This is a genomic window from Streptomyces sp. NPDC048248 (assembly GCF_043201875.1).
Lineage (GTDB): Bacteria > Actinomycetota > Actinomycetes > Streptomycetales > Streptomycetaceae > Streptomyces.
This window is the reverse complement of the sequence record NZ_JBICZL010000039.1, coordinates 1-26241: the sequence shown is the minus strand read 5'-3', so window position 1 is coordinate 26241 and position 26241 is coordinate 1. Positions and strand designations below refer to the sequence as shown.

At 71.6% G+C, this 26241-nt stretch carries 16 protein-coding genes; 14 read left to right on the top strand and 2 right to left on the bottom strand.

Annotation, left to right across the window (positions count from 1 at the left end):
* Positions 1 to 218 precede the first annotated feature (218 nt).
* Complete coding sequence (locus tag ACGFZW_RS38320) at positions 219 to 875, top strand: response regulator (protein ID WP_393897962.1); 657 nt, start codon at positions 219 to 221, stop codon at positions 873 to 875.
* The gene (locus tag ACGFZW_RS38315; RefSeq protein WP_393897961.1) at positions 872 to 2482 is read left to right on the top strand and encodes a sensor histidine kinase; all 1611 of its coding nucleotides are present in this window, start codon (positions 872 to 874) and stop codon (positions 2480 to 2482) included. The genes ACGFZW_RS38320 and ACGFZW_RS38315 overlap by 4 nt, the downstream gene beginning before the upstream one ends.
* Positions 2483 to 2611: 129 nt before the next feature.
* Here ACGFZW_RS38315 and glgP read toward each other — a convergent pair whose 3' ends face one another.
* Positions 2612 to 5281 carry an alpha-glucan family phosphorylase gene (gene glgP / locus ACGFZW_RS38310; RefSeq protein WP_393897960.1) on the bottom strand — a complete coding sequence of 890 codons (2670 nt, stop codon included), beginning with the start codon at positions 5279 to 5281 and terminating at the stop codon, positions 2612 to 2614.
* A gap of 527 nt (positions 5282 to 5808) precedes the next feature.
* Here glgP and ACGFZW_RS38305 point away from each other — a divergent pair.
* The 4 genes from ACGFZW_RS38305 to glgB all read left to right on the top strand — a co-directional run bounded on the left by ACGFZW_RS38305 (position 5809) and on the right by glgB (position 14014).
* A complete protein-coding gene (locus tag ACGFZW_RS38305) occupies positions 5809 to 7812 on the top strand; it encodes a maltotransferase domain-containing protein (protein WP_393897959.1) in 2004 nt (667 codons plus the stop codon).
* On the top strand, positions 7809 to 9530 hold the full coding sequence (gene treS / locus ACGFZW_RS38300) for a maltose alpha-D-glucosyltransferase (protein ID WP_393897958.1): 1722 nt from the start codon (positions 7809 to 7811) through the stop codon (positions 9528 to 9530). Before ACGFZW_RS38305 ends, treS begins: the two co-directional genes overlap by 4 nt.
* Before the next feature lie 301 nt (positions 9531 to 9831).
* Positions 9832 to 11358 (top strand): maltokinase, encoded by a 1527-nt coding sequence (locus tag ACGFZW_RS38295; RefSeq protein WP_393897957.1) that lies wholly within the window; start codon positions 9832 to 9834, stop codon positions 11356 to 11358.
* A gap of 193 nt (positions 11359 to 11551) precedes the next feature.
* Complete coding sequence (gene glgB / locus ACGFZW_RS38290) at positions 11552 to 14014, top strand: 1,4-alpha-glucan branching enzyme (protein ID WP_393897956.1); 2463 nt, start codon at positions 11552 to 11554, stop codon at positions 14012 to 14014.
* Between the two features lie 387 nt (positions 14015 to 14401).
* On the opposite strand, the gene ACGFZW_RS38285 is transcribed toward glgB, so the two are convergent.
* A complete protein-coding gene (locus ACGFZW_RS38285; protein ID WP_393897955.1) occupies positions 14402 to 15808 on the bottom strand; it encodes a cation:dicarboxylate symporter family transporter in 1407 nt (468 codons plus the stop codon).
* Between the two features lie 145 nt (positions 15809 to 15953).
* On the opposite strand from ACGFZW_RS38285, the gene ACGFZW_RS38280 reads away from it, so the two are divergent.
* The 8 genes from ACGFZW_RS38280 (at position 15954) to ACGFZW_RS38245 (ending at position 26125) form a co-directional block, all read left to right on the top strand.
* A complete protein-coding gene (locus ACGFZW_RS38280; protein WP_393897954.1) occupies positions 15954 to 17615 on the top strand; it encodes an ATP-binding protein in 1662 nt (553 codons plus the stop codon).
* 61 nt (positions 17616 to 17676) lie between these two features.
* Complete coding sequence (locus ACGFZW_RS38275; RefSeq protein ID WP_393897953.1) at positions 17677 to 18366, top strand: response regulator; 690 nt, start codon at positions 17677 to 17679, stop codon at positions 18364 to 18366.
* A 63-nt stretch (positions 18367 to 18429) separates the two neighbouring features.
* Entirely contained in the window at positions 18430 to 19791 is a 1362-nt protein-coding gene (locus ACGFZW_RS38270) for an extracellular solute-binding protein (RefSeq protein ID WP_393897952.1), read from the top strand.
* Complete coding sequence (locus ACGFZW_RS38265; protein WP_393897951.1) at positions 19788 to 20696, top strand: carbohydrate ABC transporter permease; 909 nt, start codon at positions 19788 to 19790, stop codon at positions 20694 to 20696. Before ACGFZW_RS38270 ends, ACGFZW_RS38265 begins: the two co-directional genes overlap by 4 nt.
* Complete coding sequence (locus tag ACGFZW_RS38260; protein WP_393897950.1) at positions 20696 to 21607, top strand: carbohydrate ABC transporter permease; 912 nt, start codon at positions 20696 to 20698, stop codon at positions 21605 to 21607. Before ACGFZW_RS38265 ends, ACGFZW_RS38260 begins: the two co-directional genes overlap by 1 nt.
* 95 nt (positions 21608 to 21702) lie before the next feature.
* Positions 21703 to 22404: a helix-turn-helix domain-containing protein gene (locus tag ACGFZW_RS38255; RefSeq protein ID WP_393897963.1), complete on the top strand. Its 702-nt coding sequence runs from the start codon at positions 21703 to 21705 to the stop codon at positions 22402 to 22404.
* A 223-nt stretch (positions 22405 to 22627) separates the two neighbouring features.
* Positions 22628 to 23428 (top strand): ABC transporter ATP-binding protein, encoded by an 801-nt coding sequence (locus tag ACGFZW_RS38250; RefSeq protein ID WP_393897949.1) that lies wholly within the window; start codon positions 22628 to 22630, stop codon positions 23426 to 23428.
* 141 nt (positions 23429 to 23569) lie between these two features.
* Positions 23570 to 26125 carry an ABC transporter permease gene (locus ACGFZW_RS38245; RefSeq protein ID WP_393897948.1) on the top strand — a complete coding sequence of 852 codons (2556 nt, stop codon included), beginning with the start codon at positions 23570 to 23572 and terminating at the stop codon, positions 26123 to 26125.
* Positions 26126 to 26241 lie beyond the last annotated feature (116 nt).

Below are 26241 nucleotides of genomic sequence, written 5' to 3'. Positions count from 1 at the left end.
CCTCCCTGGGCCCTTGCCCTCCCTGGGCCCTCGCCCTCCCTCTGGGCCCTCGCCCCCCCCCCGGGGGGGCCCCCCGCCCCCCCCCCCCCCCCCCCCCGCGGGGGGGGGGGGGGGGGGGGGGGGGGGGGGGGGGGCGGGGGGGGGGGGGGGGCGCCCCCCCCCCCCCCCCCCCCCCCCCGCCCCCGGACACCGCCCTTTCGCTTGAGGGGGGAGTGCGGATGATCCGCGTGCTGCTTGCGGACGACGAGCCGCTCATCCGGGCCGGCGTCCGCGCCATCCTGGGGAGCGCGCCCGACATCGAGGTCGTCGCGGAGGCCGCGGACGGCCACGAGGTGGTCGAATTGGCCCGTGCCCACCGCCCCGACGTCGTGCTGCTGGACATCCGGATGCCGCGTCTCGACGGCCTCGGCGCCGCCGCCGAACTGGCCACCGCGGCCCCGGGGACCGCCGTCGTGATGCTGACGACGTTTTCCGAGGACGACTACCTCGCCGGCGCCCTCGCCTCGGGCGCCGCCGGTTTCCTCCTCAAGTCCGGTGACCCCCGGGAGCTGCTCGCCGGGGTACGGGCCGTCGCCGACGGCGGCGCGGCCCTCTCGCCGTCCGTCGCCCGGCGGGTCATCACCCAGCTCGGACAGGGGCAGTGGGGTCGCGCGGTGGCCGCCCGCACCCGGGTGGCCGAGCTGACCGGCCGTGAGCGCGAGGTCCTCGGGCTGGTCGGCGCGGGGCTGTCCAACGCGGAGATCGCCGAGCGGCTGTTCCTGGTCGAGGGCACCGTCAAGGCGTACGTCAGCGCGATCCTGGCCCGCCTGGGCTTCAAGAACCGCGTCCAGGCGGCGATCCTCGCGTACGAGGCCGGCCTGGTCCCCTCGTCGTGACGCCCGCCCGGATTCTCCCGCGGCCGCTGCCGGACCGCTGGCGCGCACGGCTCCCCGGGGCCGGGCTGTGGCTGCTGCTGTGCGTACCGCCCGCCACCGCCTTCAACGCGCTGTCCGGCAGGGAACTGTGGGGGACGGCTCTCGCCTTCCCCCTCCTCGGCGTCTGCGTGCTGCTGCGCGGACGACGCCCCTTGGTGTCGCTGGCACTGCCACTCGCGGCGAGCCTGTGCCTCTCCCTGGAGCTGTTCACCCCCGCGTACTGCCTGGCGCTCGCCCTCTTCGGCTATCTCAGCGGCGTCCGGCTGCCCCGCGCGCGCCCCGCGCTGCGCCTGGTCGCCGCCGTAGCGCTCGTCGGGCTGCCGCTGAGCGCACTTTTCGGCCGCTCGCTGTGGCCGTGGTTCTCCCTGCTGCTGACACTGCTGCTCAATGTGGTGCTGCCGTGGCTCCTGGGTCGCTACCGGCGCCAGTACGGCGCGCTGGTCCGCACCGGCTGGCAGCTCGCCGAGCAAATGGAGCGCGAGCAGCAAGCGATCGCCGACCGCACGCGGCTGCGCGAACGCGCCAGGATCGCCGGCGACATGCACGACTCCCTCGGCCACGACCTCGCCCTGATCGCCCTGCGGGCCGGCGCGCTGGAGGTCGACCCGCGCCTGGACGCGGACCGCCGCGCGGCGGCCGGTGAGCTGCGCGCGGCGGCGGGCGCGGCCACCGAGCGACTGCGGGAGATCATCGGCGTGCTGCGCGCCGACGACGAGGCGCCGCCCCGGACACCGTCCGGCGAGAGCGTGCCGGCGCTCATCGAGGACGCACGGTCCGCGGGCATGACGGTCACGCTGGAGCAGGTGCACGAAGCCGTACGGGACGACGACACCGGGGGCGGCGCCGGGGACGCAGGGGACATCGGGCTGCCTGCCATGACCGGGCACGCCCTGCACCGCGCCGTCCAGGAGTCGCTGACCAACGCCGCCAAGCACGCCCCGGGTGCCCCCGTACGGGTGCGCCTGGTGCGCGCCGCCGGACACCTGCAGCTGACCGTGGTGAACGGCCCGCGCCCCGAGGGACCCGCTCCCGAGGCGGTCTCCGGCGGCAGTGGCCTGGTGGGCCTGGACGAGCGGGTACGGCTGGCGGGCGGTACCTTGCACACCGGGCCGACCCCGGAGGGCGGCTTCAGGGTGTCCGCCCGCCTGCCCACCACCGGAGGCACACCGCCTTCCCCCACCGATCGACGCGAAGGCACGGCGGCTCGGCGTGAACTGGAGCGCGTGCGGCATGAAGTGCGTCGCCGACTGCGGCAAACGGTGGTCGTGCCGCTGGTGGTGATCACCGCGCTGTATCTGCTGATGGGCATCTTCACCCTGGTCAGCCCCTCCTGGACGGTGCTGGACCGGGGCCACTACGACGCCTTGCGTACCGGGATGCCGCGCGCCGCGACGGAGTCCGCGCTGCCGTTCTTCGCGCTGGACGCCCCACCGGACGGCACCCCCTCTCCCCCGCACGGCTGGTCCTGCGTCTACTACAGCGTCCGGCCCGGCTCCGACTCGGCCTACCAACTCTGCTTCGCCGAGGACCGACTGGTCCGCAAGGCCGTCGTACACCGGCGCGACTGACACCCGACCCCCTACGACGATCCCACCCCGCACGCCGACGGCCGGGTGGCGATCGAACGCGCCACCCGGCCGCCACGACACGGCATCAGACCGGCAGCGAACCGGCCCCGTGCACCGCGGACCCCGAGGTCACCTCAGCAGCACCCCCGGGACGGGTCGCGACGTCTGCCCGCCGGCCTCCGATGGCACCGCGATCAGCCCCGGCTCGGTGCCGGAGGCCAGCAGCCGGTGGGCCGGCAGGATGCGGACGGTGTAGCCGAAGGAGCCCGTGCGGTCCAGCGCCAGGGGCCCTTCGTAGAGGAGGCAGCCCGCGAGGTCGGGACCCGCGGTCGGCTTGAGCGGCACCGCAGTGGCATCGGTGATCCGGTCCGAGCCGTCGACCCGGCCGGAGACCACCTGCACCTCGACGTCCCCAGGGGTCAGCTCGCCGAGCGTCACCCGGACCCGCAGCGCCAGGGTGGCACCCAGCTCCGCGCTGCTGTGCGCCGGACCGTCGGCGGCGCAGGTCTCCACATGGTCCACCGAGACCTGTGGCCAGGCTGCCCGCAAGCGCGCCTTGTGGGCGGCCAGTTCCCGGGCCGAGTCCGGGGTCAGGGCGCGGTGCGCGTGCGCGGCCGGGGTGTAGAGCCGCTCGACGTACTCGCGGACCATACGGCCGGCCAGCACCTTGGGCCCCAGCGTGACCAGGGTGCGGCGCACCATCTCGACCCAGCGGCGCGACACCCCCGCCTCGCCCTGGTCGTAGAAGCGCGGCGCGACCTGCTGCTCCAGCAGCGTGTAGAGGGCGTTGGCCTCCAGCTCGTCGCGCCGGTCGTCGTCGATGGCGGCCCCGTCGGCGGTCGGGATGGTCCAGCCGAAGTCCGGCTCGTACCACTCGTCCCACCAGCCGTCGCGCACCGACAGGTTCAGCGCGCCGTTCAGGGCCGCCTTCATGCCGGAGGTGCCGCACGCCTCCAGGGGCCGCAGCGGGTTGTTGAGCCAGACGTCGCAGCCGGGGTAGAGCTTCTGGGCCATCGCCATGCCGTAGTCGGGCAGGAAGACCAGGCGGTGACGGACGCCGGCTTCGTCGGCATACCGCACCAGCTCCTGGATGAGCCGTTTGCCGCCCTCGTCGGCAGGGTGGGCCTTGCCGGCGACCACGATCTGGATGGGCCGCTCGGGGTGCAGCAGCAGATCCCGCAGCCGGTCGGGGTCGCGCAGCATGAGGGTGAGGCGCTTGTAGGAGGGAACGCGGCGGGCGAACCCGATGGTCAGGACGTCGGGTGACAGGACGTCATCGATCCAGCCCAGTTCCGCGCTGCCGGCGCCGCGCTCCCGCCAGGAGGCGCGCAGCCGCTCCCTGACCTCGGCGACCAGTTGTTCGCGCAGGGTGCGGCGCAGCTCCCAGATGGGGGTGTCCGGGATGCTCCTGACCGCCTCCCAGCGCTCCGAGCCGCCGACGGACAGCGCGTCCTCGGCGCGCCCGGCGCCGATCTGCCGGGCCCCGAGCCGCAGCACCTCGGGCGCCACCCAGGTCGGTGCGTGCACCCCGTTCGTGACGGAGGTGATCGGCACCTCCTCGGCGTCGAATCCGGGCCACAGTCCGGCGAACATCTCGCGGCTCACCTGCCCGTGCAGGGTGGAGACGCCGTTGGCGCGCTGGGCCAGCCGCAGCCCCATCACGGCCATGTTGAACAGGTCCGGCTTGCCTCCCGGGTAGGACTCCGTCCCCAGCGCCAGGACCCGGCCGGGGTCGATGCCGGGAAGTTCGCCGTCGTCGCCGAAGTGGCGGGCGACCAGATCCCGGTCGAAGCGGTCGATGCCCGCGGGGACGGGTGTGTGCGTGGTGAAGACCGTGCCGGCCCGTACGGTCTCCAGGGCGGCGTCGAACTCCAGGCCCTCTTCGGCGAGTTCGCGGATCCGTTCCAGCCCGAGGAACCCGGCGTGGCCCTCGTTGGTGTGGAATACCTCGGGCGCGGGGTGGCCGGTCAGCCGGCAGTACGCCCGGACGGCCCGCACTCCGCCGATGCCCAGCAGCATCTCCTGGAGCAGCCGGTGCTCGCTGCCACCGCCGTAGAGCCGGTCGGTGACCTCGCGTTCTCCGGGGCCGTTGTCCTCCACATGGGAGTCCAGCAGCAGCAGCGGGACCCGGCCCACCTGCGCCTGCCAGACGACGGCGCGCAGCTGACCGCCCCCGGGGAGGGCGAGTGCGATCTGCGCGGGCGCCCCGTCGGCCTCCCGCAGCATGGTCAGCGGCAGCTCGTTGGGGTCGAGGACGGGGTAGTGCTCCTGCTGCCAGCCCTCCCGGGAGAGCGACTGACGGAAGTAGCCGTGCCGGTAGAGGAGTCCTACTCCGATCAGGGGTACGCCGAGGTCGCTGGCGGCCTTGAGATGGTCGCCGGCGAGGATGCCCAGGCCGCCGGAGTACTGCGGCAAGGCGGCGGTGATACCGAATTCCGGCGAGAAGTAGGCGATGGCGGCCGGCCGTTCCCGGCCCGGCCCTGCACCTCGCGGGTCGCCGTCCGCGGTCTGGTACCAGCGGCGGCCGTCGAGGTAGTCGTGCAGGTCGGCGGCGGCCGTGGCCAGCCGGCGCAGAAAGCGGTGGTCGCCGGCCAGCTCGGAAATCCGTTCGGCCGAGACGCAGGCGAGCATCCGCACGGGGTCGCCGCCCGCACGCCGCCAGCCGTCGGAGTCGACGGCCTGGAACAGCTCGCGGGTCTCGGGGTGCCAGGACCAGCGCAGGTTGCGCGCCAGGTCGCTGAGGGGTCGTAGGGAATCAGGAAGGACGGGACGCACGGTGAAACGACGAATGGCCTTCACGCCACGACCGTAACCGTGCCGGGGCCCCGCAACCATCACGCGACGCCGCGTGGCTCCGCCTACCGCCGCGTCGGCCGATATGGCTGATTCCACCCCCTCATGCGCTCTTGTACGGACTCCGTCCTGGAGAGAGGCTGCGGTGTGCGCCGCCGGACCCATGCGGCACCTGGAACCCGCAGGCCACAACTCCGCTTCGATCAGATTGAGTTGAGGAGGGGAATGCCGAGCGTCTCCCTACCGCCACCGCCGCCCGCGCGGGTGTGCGAACGGATCGAACGTCTCGTCACAGCCCCTTGGTTACGTACCAGTAGTTCACATACCACCGGATTGCCCGGCCGCCGGTCGAGGGAAGGCTCCCCGGGTGCCCCGTTCCTCGCACACGATCCGTACGCACCGAACTCGGACCGCCGCACCCCGCCAACCGAGTGAAAGCGGACAGGAGCGACCATGCCCGGACCCCGTACCCCCGCCATGGAACGGATACAAAGGACAAAACCCTTAAAGCATCACAAGCCCCAGGTGAGCCCATGATCGGTCGCATCCCTGTTCTGGACATCCGCCCGCAGATCGATTGCGGCCGCCGCCCGGCGAAGGCGGTGGTGGGCGAGACCTTCGAAGTCTCGGCCACCGTCTTCCGCGAGGGCCATGACGCCGTAGCGGCCAATGTGGTGCTGCGCAACCCGGCAGGACGGTGCGGCCCCTGGACGCCGATGTGCGAGCCGCAGCCCGGCACGGACCGCTGGTCCGCCGAGGTCACCACCGATGTCGAGGGGCGCTGGACGTTCACCGTCGAGGCCTGGTCCGATCCGGTCACCACCTGGCGGCAGCACGCCACGATCAAGATCCCGGCGGGTATCGACACCGAGCTGGTCCTCGCCGAGGGCGCCGAGCTGCTGGAGCGGGCGGCCGCCGACGTACCCAAGAGCGACGGCCGGGAGACGGTCCTCGGCGCCGTGGACGCGCTGCGCGACGACAAGCTCCCCGCCGCCGCCCGCCTGGCCGCCGCCCTGGCCCCCGCGGTCACCGAGGCGCTGGACCGCCACCCGCTGCGCGAACTGCTCACCGTCTCGCGTCCGGTGCCGCTGGTCGTGGAGCGCCGCCGCGCCCTCTACGGCTCGTGGTACGAGTTCTTCCCGCGCTCCGAAGGCGCGGGCACCGCACCGGACGGCACCCCCGTCAGCGGCACCCTGCGCACCGCCGCCGACCGGCTGCCCGCCATCGCCGCGATGGGCTTCGACGTCGTCTATCTCCCGCCGATCCACCCCATCGGCACCTCCTTCCGCAAGGGCCCCAACAATTCCCTCGACGCAGGCCCCGAGGACGTCGGCTCCCCCTGGGCCATCGGCTCCGCCGAGGGCGGCCACGACGCCCTCCACCCGGACCTGGGCACCTTCGAGGACTTCGCCCACTTCGTGCAGACCGCCCGTGACCTGCGCATGGAGGTGGCACTCGACTTCGCGCTGCAGTGCTCCCCCGACCACCCGTGGGTCGAGCGGCACCCCGAGTGGTTCCACCACCGCGCCGACGGCTCCATCGCCTACGCCGAGAACCCGCCGAAGAAGTACCAGGACATCTACCCGATCGCCTTCGACGCCGACTTCCGCGGGCTGGTCCGCGAGACCAAGCGGGTGCTGCGCTTCTGGATGACCAAGGGCGTACGGATCTTCCGCGTCGACAACCCGCACACCAAACCGGTGCACTTCTGGGAGAAGGTCATCGGCGACCTCAACCGCACCGACCCCGACGTGCTCTTCCTCGCCGAGGCGTTCACCCGCCCGCCGATGCTGCACACCCTCGCCAAGGTCGGCTTCCACCAGTCGTACACCTACTTCACCTGGCGCAACACCAAGCAGGAACTCACCGACTATCTCACCGAGCTGTCCGGGGACAGTGCCGCCTATCTGCGGCCCAACTTCTTCGTGAACACTCCCGACATCCTGCACGCCTACCTCCAGGAAGGCGGCCGCACCGCATTCGAGATCCGCGCCGTTCTCGCCGCCACGCTCTCCCCGACCTGGGGCGTGTACGCCGGCTACGAGCTGTGCGAATCGACGCCCGTGCGCCGCGGCAGCGAGGAGTACCAGGACTCCGAGAAGTACCAACTCAGGCCGCGCGACTGGGACGCGGCCGCCCGCGAAGGACGCACCATCGCCCCGCTCCTCACCACGCTCAACCGCGTCCGCCGGCGGCACCCCGCCCTGCAGCAGCTGCGGTCCCTGCACTTCCACCGTGTCGACAACGACGCCGTCATCGCGTTCTCCAAACGCGAAGGACACGGCGCCGAGGCCGACACGATTCTCACGGTGGTCAACCTCGACCCGCACCACACCCACGAGGCGACGGTGTCGTTGGACATGCCGGAACTCGGCCTCGGCCGGGACGATTCCTTCCCGGTGCGCGACGAGCTCACCGGCGACACCTACCACTGGGGCAGGGACAACTATGTGCGCCTTGAGCCGGGCCGCTCTCTCGCGCCCGCTCACGTGCTGTCGCTGCGACCGTCCTCACCGATCGGAGGGTCACCCAATTGATCGTCAATGAGCCCGTTCCCGACAAGTTCGAGGACACCCCGGCGAAGGACCGCGATCCCGACTGGTTCAAACGGGCCGTCTTCTACGAGGTCCTGGTGCGCTCCTTCCAGGACAGCAACGGCGACGGCGTCGGCGACCTCAAGGGCATCACGGCCAAGCTCGACTATCTGCAATGGCTGGGGGTGGACTGCCTCTGGCTCCCGCCGTTCTTCAAATCCCCGCTGCGCGACGGCGGCTACGACGTCTCCGACTACACCTCCGTGCTCCCCGAGTTCGGCGATCTGGCCGACTTCGTGGAATTCGTCGACGCCGCACATCAGCGCGGCATGCGGGTCATCATCGACATGGTGATGAACCACACCAGCGACCAGCACCCGTGGTTCCAGGAGTCACGCACCGACCCCCAGGGTCAGTACGGCGACTACTACGTCTGGGCGGACGACGACAAGCAGTACCCCGACGCCCGGATCATCTTCGTCGACACCGAAGCCTCCAACTGGACCTTCGACCCGGTGCGCAAGCAGTACTACTGGCACCGCTTCTTCTCCCACCAGCCGGACCTCAACTACGAGAACCCGGCGGTCCAGGAGGAGATGATCTCCGCCCTGCGCTTCTGGCTCGACCTCGGCATCGACGGCTTCCGGCTCGACGCGGTGCCCTACCTCTACGCCGAGGAAGGCACCAACTGCGAGAACCTTCCCGCCTCGCACGCCTTCCTCAAGCGGGTCAGGGCCGAGATCGACGCGCACTACCCCGACACGGTGCTGCTCGCCGAGGCCAACCAATGGCCCGAGGACGTCGTCGACTACTTCGGTGACTACGCCGTCGGCGGCGACGAATGCCACATGGCGTTCCACTTCCCCGTCATGCCGCGCATCTTCATGGCGGTACGCCGGGAATCGCGCTACCCGGTCTCCGAGATCCTCGCCAAGACCCCCGCGATCCCCTCCGGCTGCCAGTGGGGCATCTTCCTGCGCAACCACGACGAGCTCACCCTCGAAATGGTCACGGACGAAGAGCGCGACTACATGTACGCGGAATACGCCAAGGACCCCCGGATGCGCGCCAACATCGGCATCCGGCGGCGCCTGGCACCGCTGCTGGACAACGACCGCAACCAGATCGAGCTCTTCACCGCCCTGCTGCTCTCGCTGCCCGGCTCGCCGATCCTCTACTACGGCGACGAGATCGGCATGGGCGACAACATCTGGCTCGGTGACCGCGACGCGGTGCGCACCCCGATGCAGTGGACACCGGACCGCAACGCCGGCTTCTCCTCCTGCGACCCCGGCCGGCTCTCCCTGCCGACCATCATGGACCCCGTCTACGGCTACCAGGTCACCAACGTCGAGGCCGCGATGAGTTCGCCCTCCTCGCTGCTGCACTGGACCCGCCGGATGATCGAGATCCGTAAGCAGAACCCGGCGTTCGGCCTCGGCAGCTACACCGAACTCCCCTCCTCCAACCCGGCGGTGCTGGCGTTCCTGCGCGAGGCACCGGCCGCCGAGGCGGGCGCCGACGACGACCTGGTGCTGTGCGTGCACAACTTCTCGCGCTTCGCCCAGCCGACGGAGCTGGATCTCCAGGCGTTCAGCGGCCGCCATCCGGTGGAACTCATCGGTGGCGTCCGCTTCCCACCGATCGGTGAACTGCCGTATCTGCTGACCCTGGCGGGCCACGGCTTCTACTGGTTCCGACTGCGCAGAAACCCCGCCTAGCGGGCTGCCCCACCGGGCGGCGGTGCCAAGAAATCCGCCCGTACGCGGCGCCATGGCGCGTACGGGCGTTTTTTGACCTTTCGCTCGGGCACTCTTCCTACTACCGCACGGGCCGGGTGGGCCATCGACGGTCCGCCCCGGCCCGGGGGACCGCCATGCAGCGGGTATCACCGCACGCCGAAGGCTCCGCTGCCGTACGGACGATCCTCGTCCGACACGTCCCACACCGCCGCACAGTCAAGGCCGCATTCCGGGACACTTTGCCCTACCTGTCGTGTGCCCGGGGAAAGGACGCGACGCCATGTCGGACACCGCCTCGACCCGTGCCACCCGAAACACCCCTGACCGCCCGCTCGTCTCCGCACCCGATCTGCTGTCCTCGCTGGCACCCCTGCTCGCCGAATGGGTGCCACGCCAGCGCTGGTTCGCCGGCAAGGGACGGCTGATCACCGGCTTCACGCTGGTATCGGCGACGGAGCTGCTCCCGTGCACCGGTGACGGCAGCGCGCCGGGCCTGCTCCAGCTGCTGGTGCGCGCCCAGCAGTCCGCGCCGGCCAGCCGGACGCCCGTCGTCGGCGACTGCTATCAACTCCTGCTGGGCGTCCACACCGCACTGCCACCGCAGCTGGCGCCCGCGGTGATCGGCCACCCGGCCGGCGGCCCGCTGCGCGGCCGCACCGTCTACGACGCGCTGCTCGACAACCGCCTGTGCGCGCTGCTCCTGGAGCGGCTGCGGGTGCCCGGCCGGATCGGTGCGGTGCGCTTCTGCCGGGAAGCCGGCAACGACATTCCCTCGGGGCTGCCCGCCCGGCCGATCGCGGTCGAGCAGTCCAACTCCTCCATCGTCTATGGAGATACGTTCATCCTGAAGGTCTTCCGGCGGATCGCCCCTGGCGTCAACCCGGATCTGGAGCTGCCGCGCGCCCTGGCCGACGCCAAGTGCTCGCGGGTGCCCGCGCCCGCCGCCTGGTTCGAGACGGACGCCGCATCGGACGGCGCGGAGGCGACCACGCTGGGGGTCCTCCAGCCATTCCTCCAAGGCTCCGCCGACGGCTGGCAGCTGGCGCTCAACGCACTGTCCGTACGTGCCGACTTCACCAGCTCGGCACGGGCGCTCGGCCACGCCACCGCCGAGGTGCACACCGCGCTCGCGCAGAACCTGCCGACCTCCCAACTGCGCCGCCCGCAGCTGGAGGCGATCGCCGCCCGGATGAACGAACGGCTGGACGCGACCGCCCGTGCGGTCCCCCTCCTCCAGCCCTACCGCGCTCCGCTGCGGGACGCCTTCGACGCGCTCGCGGCGGTCGGCCACGACGGGCGCAGCTGGGCCGCCCAGCGCATCCACGGCGATCTGCATCTGGGCCAGACGCTGCGGTCCGCCGCGGAGGGGCGCTGGTCGCTGATCGACTTCGAGGGGGAACCGGCCCGGCCGCTGGCCGAGCGGCGCCGGCTGCAGCCCGCGGTCCGCGATGTCGCGGCGATGCTGCGCTCCTTCGACTACGCCGCGCGCAGCGGCCCGGCCGGCGGCGACCCCTGGTCGCTGGAGTGGGCGCGGCGTACCCGCGAGGCGTACTGCCTGGGCTACGCCGAGGCCGGCGGTCTCGATCCGCGCTCCGCCCCCGAGCTGATGCGCGCCTACGAGACCGACAAGGCCGTCTACGAGGTGCTCTACGAGGCCAGGCACCGCCCCGACTGGCTGTCCGTCCCGATGGCCGCCATCCGGCGGCTGGCCTCGGGTGGGCAGCGCGCGGACGGCACCGGGAGCACGGAGTCCGCCGGCGAAGCGACTCGGTCCGCGGAGCCCCCCGGGGCCGACGGGCGCGGGTGAGGGCGCCCGGCCACGCGACCGTTCGCGCCGCCGAGGGAGCCGCCCGCACCGATCGCCGCGGTGCCCCCGGCACCGCCCCTCTCACCCCCGGGCCACCGCGCCCCCAACCGGCCACCGCCTCACCACTGCTCCACCGCCGTGCCGCCCACCGCCCCCGTCCGACCGATGCCCCGCCCCCGAGGAGGCTCCTCTCGTGACCCCCCGTCCGTCGCCCCGCCGTACCGCTTCCGACACCGCGCCCGCCAAGAACGCGCCCGAAGAACCTGCCCGCGGGTCCGGTCGCGGGGCGAGGTCCCGGCCGCCGGCCGGCGAGGCCACCGCCCGGACCGAGCCGGCCGCCGGGCCCGACACCGCGCACCCCTCGGACCCGCGGCCGCCAGCTCCCCGGGCCGAGGCCGCCGCGCCCGCCCGCGCCGCGCGGCCTGCCCGCTCCCGGGCGGCGAAACCGAAGGCCGGCGACGGTGTGCGGGCCGCCGCCCCGCTGGGCGAGGAGGACCGCGGGCGCCTGCTGGGCGGAGCCCACCACGATCCGCACGGGCTGCTCGGCGCGCACCCGGTGCGCGATGGGGTGCTGATCCGGGCGCTGCGGCCGTACGCCACGGCGGTGACCGTCCTGGCGAAGGGGCTGCGCGCCGAACTGCTGCCGGAGGGCGACGGGCTGTTCGCCGGGGTACTGCCGGCGGGGCAGATCCCGGAGTACGAGCTGGAGGTCGCCTATGCCGACACCACCGTCACGGTGCAGGACCCCTACCGCTTCCTGCCGGCGCTCGGCGAGCTGGATCTGCATCTGCTGGGCGAGGGCAGGCACGAGCAGCTGTGGCACGCGCTCGGCGCGCGCACCATGGACCACCAGGGCGCGACCGGCACCCGCTTCACGGTCTGGGCGCCGAACGCGCAGGGCGTCCGGGTCGTCGGGAACTTCAATTACTGGGACGGCACCGGCTTCCCGATGCGCTCGCTCGGCTCGTCCGGGGTCTGGGAGCTGTTCCTGCCCGGCATCGGCGAGGGCGAGCTGTACAAGTTCGAGATCACCCGGCCGGACGGCTCCCGGACGGTGCGCGCCGACCCGATGGCGCGCCGCACGGAGTGCCCGCCGGCCACCGCCTCGGTCGTGGTGGAGTCGCACTACCGCTGGGAGGACGCGGACTGGATGGCGCGGCGCGCCGACCGCCCCGTGCACCAGGCGCCGTTCTCCGTCTACGAGGTGCACCTCGCCTCCTGGCGGCCCGGCCTGACCTATCGCCAGCTCGCCGCACAACTCCCGGCGTATGTGAAGGACTTGGGGTTCACGCACGTCGAGCTGATGCCGGTCTCCGAGCATCCCTTCGGCGGCTCCTGGGGCTATCAGGTGACCGGGTTCTACGCGCCCACCGCTCGGATGGGCACACCGGACGACTTCAAGTTCCTGGTCGACGCGCTGCACCGGGCGGGTATCGGCGTCCTGATGGACTGGGTGCCCGCGCACTTCCCGCGGGACGACTGGGCGCTGGCGGAGTTCGACGGGCGCCCGCTGTACGAGCACTCGGACCCCTCGCGGGCCGCGCACCCGGACTGGGGCACCCTGGAGTTCGACTACGGCCGCACCGAGGTCCGCAACTTCCTGGTCGCCAACGCCGTCTACTGGTGCGAGGAGTTCCACATCGACGGGCTGCGGGTGGACGCCGTCGCCTCGATGCTCTATCTCGACTATTCGCGCGAGGACGGCGGCTGGACGCCCAATGTCCACGGCGGGCGGGAGAACCTCGACGCGGTCGCCTTCCTCCAGGAGATGAACGCGACCGTCTACCGCCGCTGCCCCGGCGTCGTCACCATCGCCGAGGAGTCCACGGCCTGGAGCGGCGTCACCCGCGCCACCCATGAGGTCGGGCCCGACGGCTTCGGCGGTCTGGGCTTCGGCCTGAAGTGGAACATGGGCTGGATGCACGACTCCCTGGTCTATGTGTCCAAGGAGCCGGTGCACCGTAAGTACCACCACGGCGAGATGACCTTCTCCATGATCTACGCCTACTCCGAGAACTACGTGCTGCCCATCTCCCACGACGAGGTGGTGCACGGCAAGCGCTCGCTGGTGTCGAAGATGCCCGGTGACTGGTGGCAGCAGCGCGCCAACCACCGGGCCTATCTGGGGTACATGTGGGCCCATCCCGGCAAGCAACTCCTGTTCATGGGGCAGGAGTTCGCCCAGGGCGCGGAGTGGGCGGAGAGCCACGGCCCGGACTGGTGGCTGCTGGAGCCTTCGTACGAGGCGGAGCCCGACCACCGCGGTGTGCGGGACCTGGTCCGCGATCTCAACCGCGGCTATACGGCCGCACCCGCGCTCTGGGAGCGGGACACCGACCCGGCGGGCTTCTCCTGGATCGACGGCGACGCGAGCGAGGACAATGTCTTCGCCTTCGCCCGCTTCGCCGCCGATGGATCCCCCCTGATCTCGGTCACCAACTTCTCACCGGTCGTACGCCATGCCTTCCGGCTCGGTGTCCCCGACGAGATCCCCGCTTGGCGCGAGATCCTCAACACCGACGAAGTGCGCTACGGCGGCAGCGGCGTCGGCAACGGGGAGCCCCTGAAGGCGGAGCCGACCCCCTCCCACGGCCGCCCCGCCTCCATCGCGCCGACGCTGCCCCCGCTGGCAACGCTGTGGTTCCGCCCGGCCTGACCACCACCGAAACCGTCAGGGACGGTGGCTGTCCGGACCGTCCGCCGCCCTGCCCCGCACCGCACCGGTCGCGGGGCGGGGCCCCGGCCGCCCCGCCTCCCCCCGGCATCCGCCACAGCCTCCCCGCCGCACGGACAAATCCCCCCAAGTGACCAATGACCCACCCCTCTTTTCGGCCGCAGCCGACCGGCGCCGACTGCTGTTCTGCCGCTGTATTCATGCTCCCAGGAGGCACTGACAATCGACCGAAGCGAAGGGCTCGGGCGGGAAAACACCAGGTCACATGGGTGATGGCCGGACCGGGGAGCGAGCGGTCCCGGGGAGCGGAAACAGGAGGGGCGGGCGCCGTGCGGCGCCCGCCCCTCCTGATGTGGCCCGTCCGGGGAATCAGACCCCCGCGACCTTCTTCACCGACGTCCCGTCGCGTGGTCCGACGACCTCCGCCTCGGGTGCCGGACCGTGTCCGTCCGCGGACAGCGTCTGCTCGTCGAACGGCACCCGGCCGGCCAGCACCTCGGCCACCCGGACCTTGTCGATCTCCTTGGTCCAGGTCCCGACCAGGACCGTGGCCACCGCGTTGCCCGCGAAGTTGGTCATCGCCCGCGCCTCGCTCATGAACCGGTCGATGCCGACGATCAGGCCGACGCCGTCCACCAGCTCCGGCCGGTGCGACTGCAGTCCGCCGGCCAGCGTCGCCAGACCCGCGCCGGTGACGCCCGCTGCGCCCTTGGAGGCGATGATCATGAAGACCAGCAGCGAGATCTGCTGCCCGAGCGAGAGCGGATTGCCCATCGCCTCGGCCACGAACAGCGAGGACATCGTCAGATAGATGGCGGTGCCGTCGAGGTTGAAGCTGTAGCCGGTCGGGACGGTGATGCCGACCACCGGCTTGCTGACGCCCAGGTGCTCCATCTTCGCGATCAGCCGGGGCAGCGCCGACTCCGAGGAGGAGGTGGACAGGATCAGCAGGAACTCCCGCGCCAGGTACTTCAGCAGCATGAAGATGTTGACGCCGGCCACCAGCCGCAGCAGGGCGCCCAGTACGACGATCACGAACAGCAGACAGGTGATGTAGAAGCCGATCATGATGATGGCCAGCGACTTGAGCGCGTCCAGGCCGGTCTCCCCGACCACCGCCGCGATCGCGCCGAAGGCACCCACCGGCGCCGCCCACATGATCATCGAAAGCACCCGGAAGACCAGCTTCTGGATGTGCCCCACACCGCGCAGCACCGGCTCGCCCGCCGAGCCCAGCGCCTGCAGGCCGAAGCCCACCAGCAGCGCGACGACCAGCGTCTGCAGCACCTCGCCCTGGGTGAAGGCGGACACCAGCGTCGTCGGGATCATGCCCAGCAGGAACTCGGGCAGGCTCTCGCCGCCGCCCTCCGTCTGGGCGTGACCGGCGTCGCGGACCGTGTCGGTCAGGTGCAGACCCGATCCCGGGTCCAGCAGGTTGCCGACGACCAGGCCGATGGCGAGCGCGACGGTGGACATCACCATGAAGTAGCCGAGGGCGAGTCCGCCCACCGCGCCGACCTTGGCCGCCTTCCGTACCGAGCCGACGCCCAGCACGATGGTGCAGAAGATGATCGGCGAGATCATCATCTTGATGAGGTTCACGAACCCCGTGCCGAGCGGCTTGAGCTCGACGGCGACACCGGGAGCGGCGAAGCCCACGATGACACCGAGCACCACCGCGCCGATGACGGCGATGTACAGGAAGTGTGTCCGGTCCCGTTTCTTCGTCACGGTCGCCTCGGCGATGCCCCCGGACGGCGGGGTCTGTGCAGCCACGGCTGCCTCCTCGGGTCTACGGCTGTGCGGCTGATCTGCGGCTCTCTCGCACAACGGGTTCCGGTGACTATGCACGCCGCGTGTGGCGCCCGTCACCCTTACGTGCATTTCGTTCACGTAAAAGTGACCGTGCAGACTGTTACGTATGCGCCTCCCCCGACCCCGCCTCCCCCTGCCGCTCCGGGGCCCCCGCAGCCTCGCCGGGCAGCTCTTCGCCATGCAGGTGGTATTGGTCGCGGTGGTCGTCGCGGGTTGCGCCGTCTTCGCGTACCTCAGCGCCGGCCGGCAGGCGGAGGAGACCGCACGGCAGCGGGCGACGGCCACGGCCACCGCCGTAGCCGACTCCCCCGCCGTCGTGGCGGCGGCCCGCACCCGCAACCCGACGCCCGCGCTCCAGCCGTACACCGAGCGGCTCCGGCGGGACGCGGGGGTCGACTTCATCGTGGTGATGGCCCCGGACAAGACCCGCTGGACCCATCCGAGGCCGTCCGCGATCGGCAAGGCCTATCTCGGCCATATCGGCCCCGCCCTGCGCGGCGAGACCTTCGACGAGACGCATCTGGGGGTGCTCGGCCCCTCCGTGCGGGTCGTCGCACCGGTCCGCGACCCGGAGCGCGGGAACCGTGTCACGGCCCTGGTCAGCTCCGGCATCACCGTCCAGACGATCAGCGAGCAGCTGCGCGACCAGGTGCTCGCGCTGATCGGCGTCGCGGCTGCCGCCCTGGCACTCGGCGGCCTCGGCACGTACGTGATCAACGCGCGGTTGCGGCGGCACACCCACGGGATGAACGCCGCCGAGCTGAGCCGGATGCACGACTATCACCAGGCCGCGCTGCACGCGGTGCGTGAGGGACTGCTGATGCTCGACGGACAGCGCCGGGTCGCCCTGATCAACGACGGCGGACGGGAGCTGCTCGCACTCCCCGACAGCGCGCTCGGCCGCCCCGTGACGGAACTCGGCCTGCCCGCCCCCCTGACCGAGGCGCTCCTGGCGCCGGGCCCGCGCGTCGACGAGCTCCACCTCACCAGCGAGCGGGTCCTCGTCGTCAACTCCGCCCCGGTCTCCGGCGGCGAGCAGCGCGGCAGCGTCGTCACCCTCCGCGACCACACCGAACTCCAGGCGCTCTCCGGCGAGTTGGACTCGGTCCGCGACTTCGCCGAGGCGCTGCGCTCGCAGGCGCACGAGGCCGCCAACCGGCTGCACACCATGGTGTCGCTGATCGAACTGGGGCGCGTGGCGGACGCCGTGGAGTTCGCGACCGCGGAGCTGGAACTGGCGCAGGAACTCACCGACCAGGTCGTCGCGGCGGTCGCCGAGCCGGTCCTCGCCGCGCTGCTCCTCGGCAAGGCCGCCCAGGCCAACGAGCACGGCGTCGAACTGACCCTCAGCCCCGACAGCCGGATCGACGACGGACTGATCCCGCCCGGCCTGCCCGCCCGCGACCTCGTCACGGTGCTCGGCAACCTCATCGACAACGCCATCGACGCCGCCGCACCGCCCCGGGAGCACGACGCCGCAGGCCCCGCGCGGGTCCTCGTCACCGCGCTGGCCACCGACGAGGAGCTGCTGCTGCGCGTCGAGGACAACGGGCCTGGGGTGCCGGCGAACGCCGCGGAGGAGATCTTCCTGCGCGGCTGGAGCACCAAGGAGGGGCCTGCCGCGCCCGCCCGCGGCCGCGGCCTCGGCCTGGCCCTCGTCCAGCAGGCCGCGCGGCGCCATCACGGCACCGTCACCCTCGACCGGGCGGCGAGCGGCGGCGCGCGGTTCACCGTACGGTTGCCGCTGCGCACGGGGGTGGCACCATGACGCACGCGGGCGGCCGCGCGGCCCGCCGGGCCGGCCACCACGCCCGCTCGACCACGAGAGGATGAGCCCGGTGACCCCTTCCGACATCCGGGTCCTCGTCGTCGAGGACGACCCGGTCGCCGCCGACGCGCACGCCCTGTACGTCGGGCGGGTGCCCGGCTTCACCGTCTCCGGCACGGTCCACTCCGGCGCCGACGCCCGTCGCCACCTCGACCAGCACCCCGTCGACCTGCTGCTGCTCGACCTCTACCTTCCGGACGGCCACGGGCTGAAGCTGGTGCGCAAGCTGCGCGCGGCGGGCCACACCGCCGATGTCATCGCCGTCACCTCCGCCCGCGACCTCGCGGTGGTGCGCGAGGGCGTCTCCCTCGGCGTCGTGCAGTACGTGCTCAAGCCGTTCACCTTCGCCACCCTGCGCGACCGGCTGACCCGCTACGCCGAGTTCCGCGCCACCGTCGGTGAGGCGAGCGGACAGGACGAGGTGGACCGGGCGATCGCCTCGCTGCGCGCGCCGCGCCCCGCCGCCATGCCCAAGGGCCTGACCGCGGCGACCCTGCGCGCGGTGACCGATGTGCTGCGCGCGGCCGAGGGCGGTCTGACGGCGACCGAGGCAGCCGCCGATGTGGGGATCTCCCGCATCACCGCCCGCCGCTACCTCGAACACCTCGTGGAGAGCGGCCGGGCCGCCCGCGCCCCGCAGTACGGCCAGGTCGGCCGCCCGGAATTGCGCTACCGCTGGTCGGGCCATTGACCCGCTCCGGGAGGTGACTTACCTTCACCGGGCAGCCCACCGTGGCTAGTTGGAGGTCGTGCCGTGCGCCCCACCGCCCCGCTAATTCTTCTCACCGCCGCCGCCCTGGCCGCCGGCACACTCACCGCCTGCGGCAGCGGATCCGCAGGCGACCGGAACACCGTCCGGGTCGCCTTCATCAAGGACACCAACAACCGGGTGACGGTACGCGACGACTACGTCCGCCTGGTGGCGAAGCAGTTCGAGAAGGCCAACCCCGGCAAGAAGGTCAAGCTCATCCCGATCCAGGCGTCGGAGAACGACTACTACGCCAAGATCCAGCAGATGATGCGCTCCCCGAAGACCACCCCCGACGTGGTCTACGAGGACACCTTCCTGATCAACTCCGACATCAAGGCCGGGTTGCTGCGCCCGCTGGACAGCTACCTCAAGACGTGGGACGCGTGGGGGCAGTTCGAGGCGACCGCGAAGACCGCCGCCAAGGCACAGGACGGCAAGACCTACGGCGTCCCGGACGGCACGGACACCCGCGGTCTGTGGTTCAACAAGAAGTTCTTCGCGCGGGCCGGCCTGCCCACCACCTGGAAGCCCAGGACCTGGGACGACGTGCTCGACGCCGCCCGCACGATCAAGCGGAAGGTGCCCGGCGTCATCCCGCTGAACATCTTCACCGGCAAGGGCGCCGGCGAGGCCGCCGTCATGCAGGGCTTCGAGATGCTGCTCTACGGCACCGGCGAACATCAGCTCTACGACCCGGGCACGAAGAAATGGGTCACCGGCAGCAAGGGCTTCCGCGACAGCCTGAAGTTCATCGACACCGTCTACAAGGAAGGGCTCGGCCCCGAGGTGTCGGACGCGCTCAGCCCCAACATCCAGACCAATGTCGTGGCCGAGCTGCTGCCCGAGCAGAAGCTCGCCATCGACCTGGACGGCTCGTGGCTCGGCCAGCAGTGGCAGAAGACCGGCGGCAGACCGTGGCCCGAGTGGTCCAGGACGCTCGGCCAGACGCCGTTCCCCACCCAGCACGGCGACCCCCCCGGCAAGGTCAGCCTGGCCGGCGGCTGGACCTGGTCGATCCCGCAGCGATCCCAACAGCCCGACCTCGCCTGGAAGTTGATCGAGACCTTCCAGTCGAGGCAGAACGCCCTTGAGTGGTGCGTACGCGGCGCGCAGATCGCCGTACGCAAGGATGTCGCCGCAGACCCGCGCTATCTGAAGTCGGTGCCCGGCATCGGCTTCTTCACCGGCCTGGTCAAGATCAGCCGGTACCGGCCCGCACTGCCCGCCTACCCCCAGGTCTCCTCGGCGATCGGTGAGGCGATGGAGGCGGTCACCGCCGACGACTCCTCACCGGAGGCGGCGGCCAGGGAGTACGACGAGCGGCTGAAGTCGCTGGTGGACGGCCGCGTCATCCGCAAGCCGTGACCCGCGCCGCCAAGACCACCCGCCCGGCCCACGGCACTCGCACCACCGCCCGTGGGAGCCTGCTGCGCTGGTCCCCGCTCGCCCCTGCCACCGTCCTCCTGCTGCTCTTCCTCGCCGGACCGATCGGCTACTGCGTCTACATCGCCTTCACCGACACCCAGTTGACCGGCCAGGAGTCGGCGTCCTTCGTGGGCCTGGCCAACTTCCGCCGCGCCTTCACCGACACCCGCTTCCTCAACGCGGTGGTCCTGACGCTGGTGTTCACCCTGATCTCCTCGATCCTCGGCCAGAACACCCTCGGCCTCGCGCTCGCCGGTCTGATGCGGCGCGCGTCGCGGCCCGTACGCGCGCTCACCGGCGCGGTGGTGATCACCGCCTGGGTGCTGCCGGAGATCGTCGCCGGGTTCCTGCTCTACACCTTCTTCGAACGTCGCGGCACCCTCAACGCCCTCCTGGATTGGCTCCATCTGCCCACCCAGAACTGGCTGTTCACCCTCCCCATCCTCGCCGTGTCGTTCGCCAACGTCTGGCGCGGCACCGCGTTCTCGATGCTGATCTACTCCGCAGCGCTCGACGGGATCCCGCGGGAGGTCACCGAGTCCGCGCAGGTCGACGGCGCCGGCGGGGTGAAGCGGCTGTGGCACATCACGCTGCCGATGATCCGCCGCTCCGTCGGCACCAATCTGATGCTCAACACCCTGCAGACGCTCTCCGTCTTCGGGCTGATCTGGGCGATGACCCGCGGCGGGCCCGGCAGCCGCAGCCAGACGCTGCCGGTGTTCATGTACGACCAGGCGTTCATGAAAGCGCTGATCGGCTACGGAACGGCGGTGGCGCTGCTGCTGCTCGTGGTGGGCGCACTGTTCTCCGCGGTCTATCTGCGGCTGATGCGCGAGGAGGTCTGATGTCACGCCTCGCCGTACCGGGCAGGAGGAGCGCGGCCCCGCACCCGCAGCGCCAGGACCGCTCAGCCACCGGACGCCGCCGCCTTCTCACCCGGTCCGCCCGCCACCGCCTCGCCGCCGACGCCGGGCTGCTGGCGGCCGCGACGGCGTTCGCGATCCCGCTGGTCTGGCTGGTGCTGTCCTCCCTGGACACCGAGGCCACACTGCGGGTGCGACTGCCGAAGTCCCCCACCACGGACAACTTCTCCGCGGTGCTGACCGACGAGATCACCTTCACCCCGATGCTCAACAGCCTGCTGCTGTGCGGCGGCGCGACCCTGCTCGCGGTGGTCTGCGCGGCCCTGGCCGCCTATCCGCTCTCCCGCTTCCGTGCCCGCTTCAGCCGCCCCTACCTGCTGACCATCCTGTTCTCGACCTGTCTGCCGATCACCGCGATCATGGTCCCGGTCTACGGGCTGTTCGTGCAGGTGAATCTGATCGACACCATGTACGGCACCGCGCTCTTCCTGGCCGCCACCCAGCTCCCCTTCGCCATCTGGCTGATGAAGAACTTCATGGACGGCGTCCCGAAGGTCCTGGAGGAGGCGGCCTGGACGGACGGCGCCTCCTGGCTGCAGACCCTGCTGCGGGTCGTCCTGCCGCTCATGGGCCCCGGCTTCACCGTCGTGACGATCTACACCTTCATCATGATGTGGGGCAATTTCTTCGTCCCCTTCATGCTGCTGCTCTCCCCCGAGCAGCTGCCCGCCTCGGTCAGCATCTTCACGTTCTTCGGCAACTACGGCGCCATCGCCTTCGGCGAACTGGCCGCATTCTCGATCCTGTACTCGACACCCGTGGTCCTGCTGTACATCATGATCTCCAGGCGCCTGGGCGGCGGCTTCGCGCTCGGCGGGGCGGTGAAGGGCTGACCCCGGCCACCGAAACCGACCCGCCCGTAGCTTCCTACGACATTCAGGCTTGGTCATACGCACAATAGGTGCGAATGGGTACCGTCACCTACCGTGTGCCGGTGAACACGCACGCCGGGGATCAGCACAGGCCCCCCTTCGACGCCGAGGCTGCCAGAAAGCTCCGCGAGGCCCTCGGCATGACCCACGCCCACGTCGCCTACGGCATCTGGGCCGCCTACGGCCTGCGCATATCACCCTCGACCGTGGCGTCCTGGGAGCTGGCCGAGAGCTCCCCCACCGAGGCGGAGCTGACCGCGCTGGCCGGCGCACTGTGGTGCGCCCCGGCCGAACTCCTCGGCGCCCCCGGCACGCTGCGTGAGTACCGTCTCGCGCTCGGCCTCGCCCCGGCGGACCTGGCGCTGGCCATCGGCATGGACCAGGGCGCGTACGAGCGCCTGGAGGACGGCGGGCGGTGGACCGGCAACGACCGGCAGGCCGGGGCGCTCGCCGACACGCTCCACCTGCCGCTGCCCGCACTGGTCCGGTTCACCGGCCAGGACACCAGGCTGACCGAACTGCTGACGAGCGCCGCGACCACCCGATGGCAGGCGTACGTCCGGCCGGTGGGCAAGCTCGTACCGCTGCCCAAGCAGCGGATCCAGGACGTCCTCCAGGGACTGCACGCCGACTACCAGGCGACGATGACCGCCTCGCTCAACTGGGGCGGCGGAGGCAGCGCCGACGCGTCCGGCAAGGCCGGGCAGGCGTTCCTCGGCGACATCCTGGCGGAGTTCTGGAAGCGGCTGGCCCCGTAGCCTCGTTCCACGGCCCGCCGGCTGCCCCTAGGGCAGCACCCTGACAGTGCGTCGCTCATGCGTCGGCCAAAGGTCGGACGGCGGTCCCCCCAGGGGATGACGGCAGCGTCCCCGATAGGACTTCCGGCCGGTCCCACTGTCGGTCCCTGCGGGTGACGACCGGCCTGACCTGCGCAAACAAGAATGGGGACATCACATCGTCCGTCCCCTTCCAGGAGTCCCCGTGTCCCACGCGGCAGCCTTTCCGGGATTTCCCGGTTCCCCCGCCCCCGCCCGAGCCACCGCGGCCGTCGCCGCACGGGCGACGGATCTGAGCAAGGTCTACGGACAGGGCGAGACCCGCGTGGTCGCGCTGGACTCCGTCTCCGTCGACTTCGGCAAGGCCCGCTTCACCGCCATCATGGGCCCGTCCGGCTCCGGCAAGTCGACGCTGATGCACTGCATGGCAGGACTGGACTCGATCTCCGCAGGCTCGGCCCGGATCGGAGACGTCGAGCTGGCGTCGCTGAACGACAAGCAGCTGACGCGGCTGCGCAGGGACAAGATCGGCTTCATCTTCCAGGCGTTCAACCTGCTGCCCACGCTGACCGCGCTGGAGAACATCACCCTGCCCATGGACATCGCGGGCCGCAGGCCCGACGGGCAGTGGGTGAACAACGTCATCGAGACCGTCGGTCTGGGCGGGCGGCTCAAGCACCGCCCCAGCCAGCTCTCCGGCGGCCAGCAGCAGCGCGTCGCGGTCGCCCGCGCACTGGCGGCCCAGCCGGAGATCATCTTCGCCGACGAGCCCACCGGCAACCTCGACTCCCGCTCCGGCGCCGAAGTGCTGGGCTTCCTGCGGGAGTCGGTGCGCGCGATGGACCAGACCGTCGTGATGGTCACCCACGACCCGGTCGCGGCCGGCTACGCGGACCGGGTGGTCTTCCTGGCGGACGGCCGGATCGTCGAGGAGCTGCACGAGCCGACCGCCGACGCCGTGCTGGACCGTATGCGGCTGTTCGACTCGGGCGGCCGTACCTCCTAGGGCATCTCCGGACGGGCCCCCGGCCCGGCCCCGGCCGCCCCGGCACCGGCCGCCCGGTTCGACCGGGCCCGGCCGGTCCCCGCGGCGCACCCGCCGCCCCTCCGTATCCGGCGCACCACGACTCCAGGACTGACCACCACCATGCTGCGTACCGCCCTGCGCAATGTCCTTGCGCACAAGACCCGCTTGCTGATGACCGCGCTCGCGGTGCTGCTCGGCGTCGCCTTCGTCGCCGGCACCCTCATCTTCAGTGACACCGTCGGAGAGGCAGTCAAGAACGCCTCCACCAAGAACCTCAAGGATGTGGCCGTCTCCGTCCAGGCCGTATCGGACAGCGACACCGGCGGCGGACCGCAGAAGGACGGCAAGCGGGCCACCGCGCTCGACGACGAGCTGGCGGACCACATCCGCGCCCTGCCGGGTGTGGCGTCCGTACGGGCCGAGGTGACCGGCGAGGCGACGCTCGCCGGGAAGGACGGCCGGCCGCTCGGCGAGGGGAGGTTCAACCGTGCGGTCAACTACCGCCCGGACACCGGCGGCAAGGACAGCCGCTACCCGCTGGCCCAGGGCCGCGGCCCGGCCGCCGGCGACGAGATCGCCCTGGCCGCAGGCACCGCGCAGGCCGCCGGCTACCGCATCGGCGACACCGTGCGCTTCGCGACCGACGGGCCGGTGCTGGAGAAGAAGCTGGTCGGCACGGTCGAAACCGACGACCCGCAGGTGACCTCGGGCGGCACCCTGGCGCTGTTCGACACCGCCACGGCACAGAAGCTGTATCTGCACCCCGGCCAGTTCGACGAGCTGGTCGTGGCCGCGGAACCCGGTACCGACCAGCAGGCGCTGACCGCGAAGGTCCGCGAGCTGCTGCCCGCGAAGCGCGCCGAGGCGACCAGCGGCACCGAACTCGCCGCCGAGCAGGCCCGGATGGTCGCGCAGCAGAACAGCGCGCTGAGCCAGACCCTGCTGGTCTTCGCCGGAATCGCCCTGTTCGTCGGCGTCTTCATCATCGCCAACACCTTCACCATGCTGATCTCCCAGCGCAGCCGTGAGATCGCGCTGCTGCGCGCGGTCGGCGCCTCGCGACGGCAGGTCGTCCGCTCGGTGCTGGCCGAGGCCGCCCTGCTGGGGCTGGTCTCCTCCGTCGTCGGATTCGCGCTGGGCACCGGTCTCGCCGTCGGCCTGCGGGCGGTCCTGGACGCCAACGGCGTCGGCTTCCCGGACGGCCCGCTCGTCATCAGCCCCGCCGCGGTGCTCTCCGCCCTGGGCGTCGGGGTCGTGGTGACCGTGCTGGCCGCCTGGCTGCCGTCCCGGAAGGCGGCGAAGATCGCCCCGGTGGAGGCGCTCAGCACCGTCGAGGCGCCGCTCGCACCGCGCAGCCTCGTCGTGCGCAACGTGATCGGCTCGGTGGTCACCGGTCTCGGCGTGGCCACCATGGTCTGGGTCTCGACGCTGAAGTCCGGTGACGATCTGCCGATCGCCATGGCCGGCTCGATGCTGACGCTGACCGGCGTGATCATCCTGGCCCCGCTGCTGTCCCGCCCGCTGGTGTCGCTGGCCGGCCTGGTCACCACCCGGCTGTTCGGCGTCGGGGGCAAGCTGGCGAAGGAGAACGCGCTGCGCAACCCCCGCCGCACCGCCGCGACCGCGTCCGCGCTGATGATCGGCCTCACCCTGATCACCGGCATGACGGTCGTCGGACACTCCACCCAGCGCGGAATGGACAAGATGGCGGCCACGGGGATGACGGCCGACTACCAGATCGGGACCTCGACCTTCGTCGGTCTGGATCCGAAGCTTTCGAAGAAGGTCGCGCGGCTGCCCGGCGTCGAGGCGACGGCCCCTCTGCGCGGCGCGGGCTTCAGCGCCGACGGCGGCTACGGCTACGTCCACGGCACGGACCTCGACCAGATCGGCAAGGTCACCCGACTCACCTTCCGCAAGGGCTCGTTGGGCGCGGTACGGGCCGGCGGCATCGCGGTCTCGCAAACCGCCGCGAAGGACCACGGCTGGCAGGTCGGCGACCGGATCGCCGCCGAGTTCTACGACAAGAAGAAGGCCGAGCTCACCATCGCGGCGGTCTACGAGGACAACGACGTGCTCGGCGAGTCCTTCGCGTCCACCTCGCTGGTCGATCCGCATCTGGAGCAGCTCAAGGACGACACGCTGCTGGTGAAGGCGGCGGGCGGCGGCTCCGAGGCGCTGGTCGAGGACATCCGGCACGCCCTCGGCGACAGCCCTCTGGTGAAGGTGCAGGACCACGAGGACCTGCGCAAGGAGAGCGCAGGACAGATCGACACCGTGCTGAACATGGTCTACGGGCTGCTGGGCATGGCCGTCGTCATCGCGGTGGTCGGTGTCGTCAACACCCTGGCCATGTCGGTCTTCGAGCGGACCCGGGAGATCGGGATGCTGCGGGCGATCGGCCTCTCGCGCGGCGGCATCAAGCAGATGGTCCGGCTGGAGTCGGTGGTTCTCTCGCTGTTCGGCGCGGTGCTCGGCATCGGGGTGGGGATCTTCCTGGCCTGGGCCGGCGGCAGTCTGGCCGGCTCCTCGTTCCCCACGTACGAGATGGTGCTGCCCTGGGGCAGGCTCGGACTGTTCCTGCTGATCGCACTGGTCGTCGGAGTGCTGGCCGCGCTGTGGCCGGCCCGCCGGGCGGCCCGGCTCAACGTCCTTGAGGCCATCGGCGCGCAGTGAGCCGCACCTGGCAAACACGGCGGGGGGGGGGGGGGGGGGGGGGGGGGGGGGGGGGGGGGGGGGGGGGGGGGGGGGGGGGGGGGGGGGGGGGGGGGGGGGGGGGGGGGGGGGGGGGG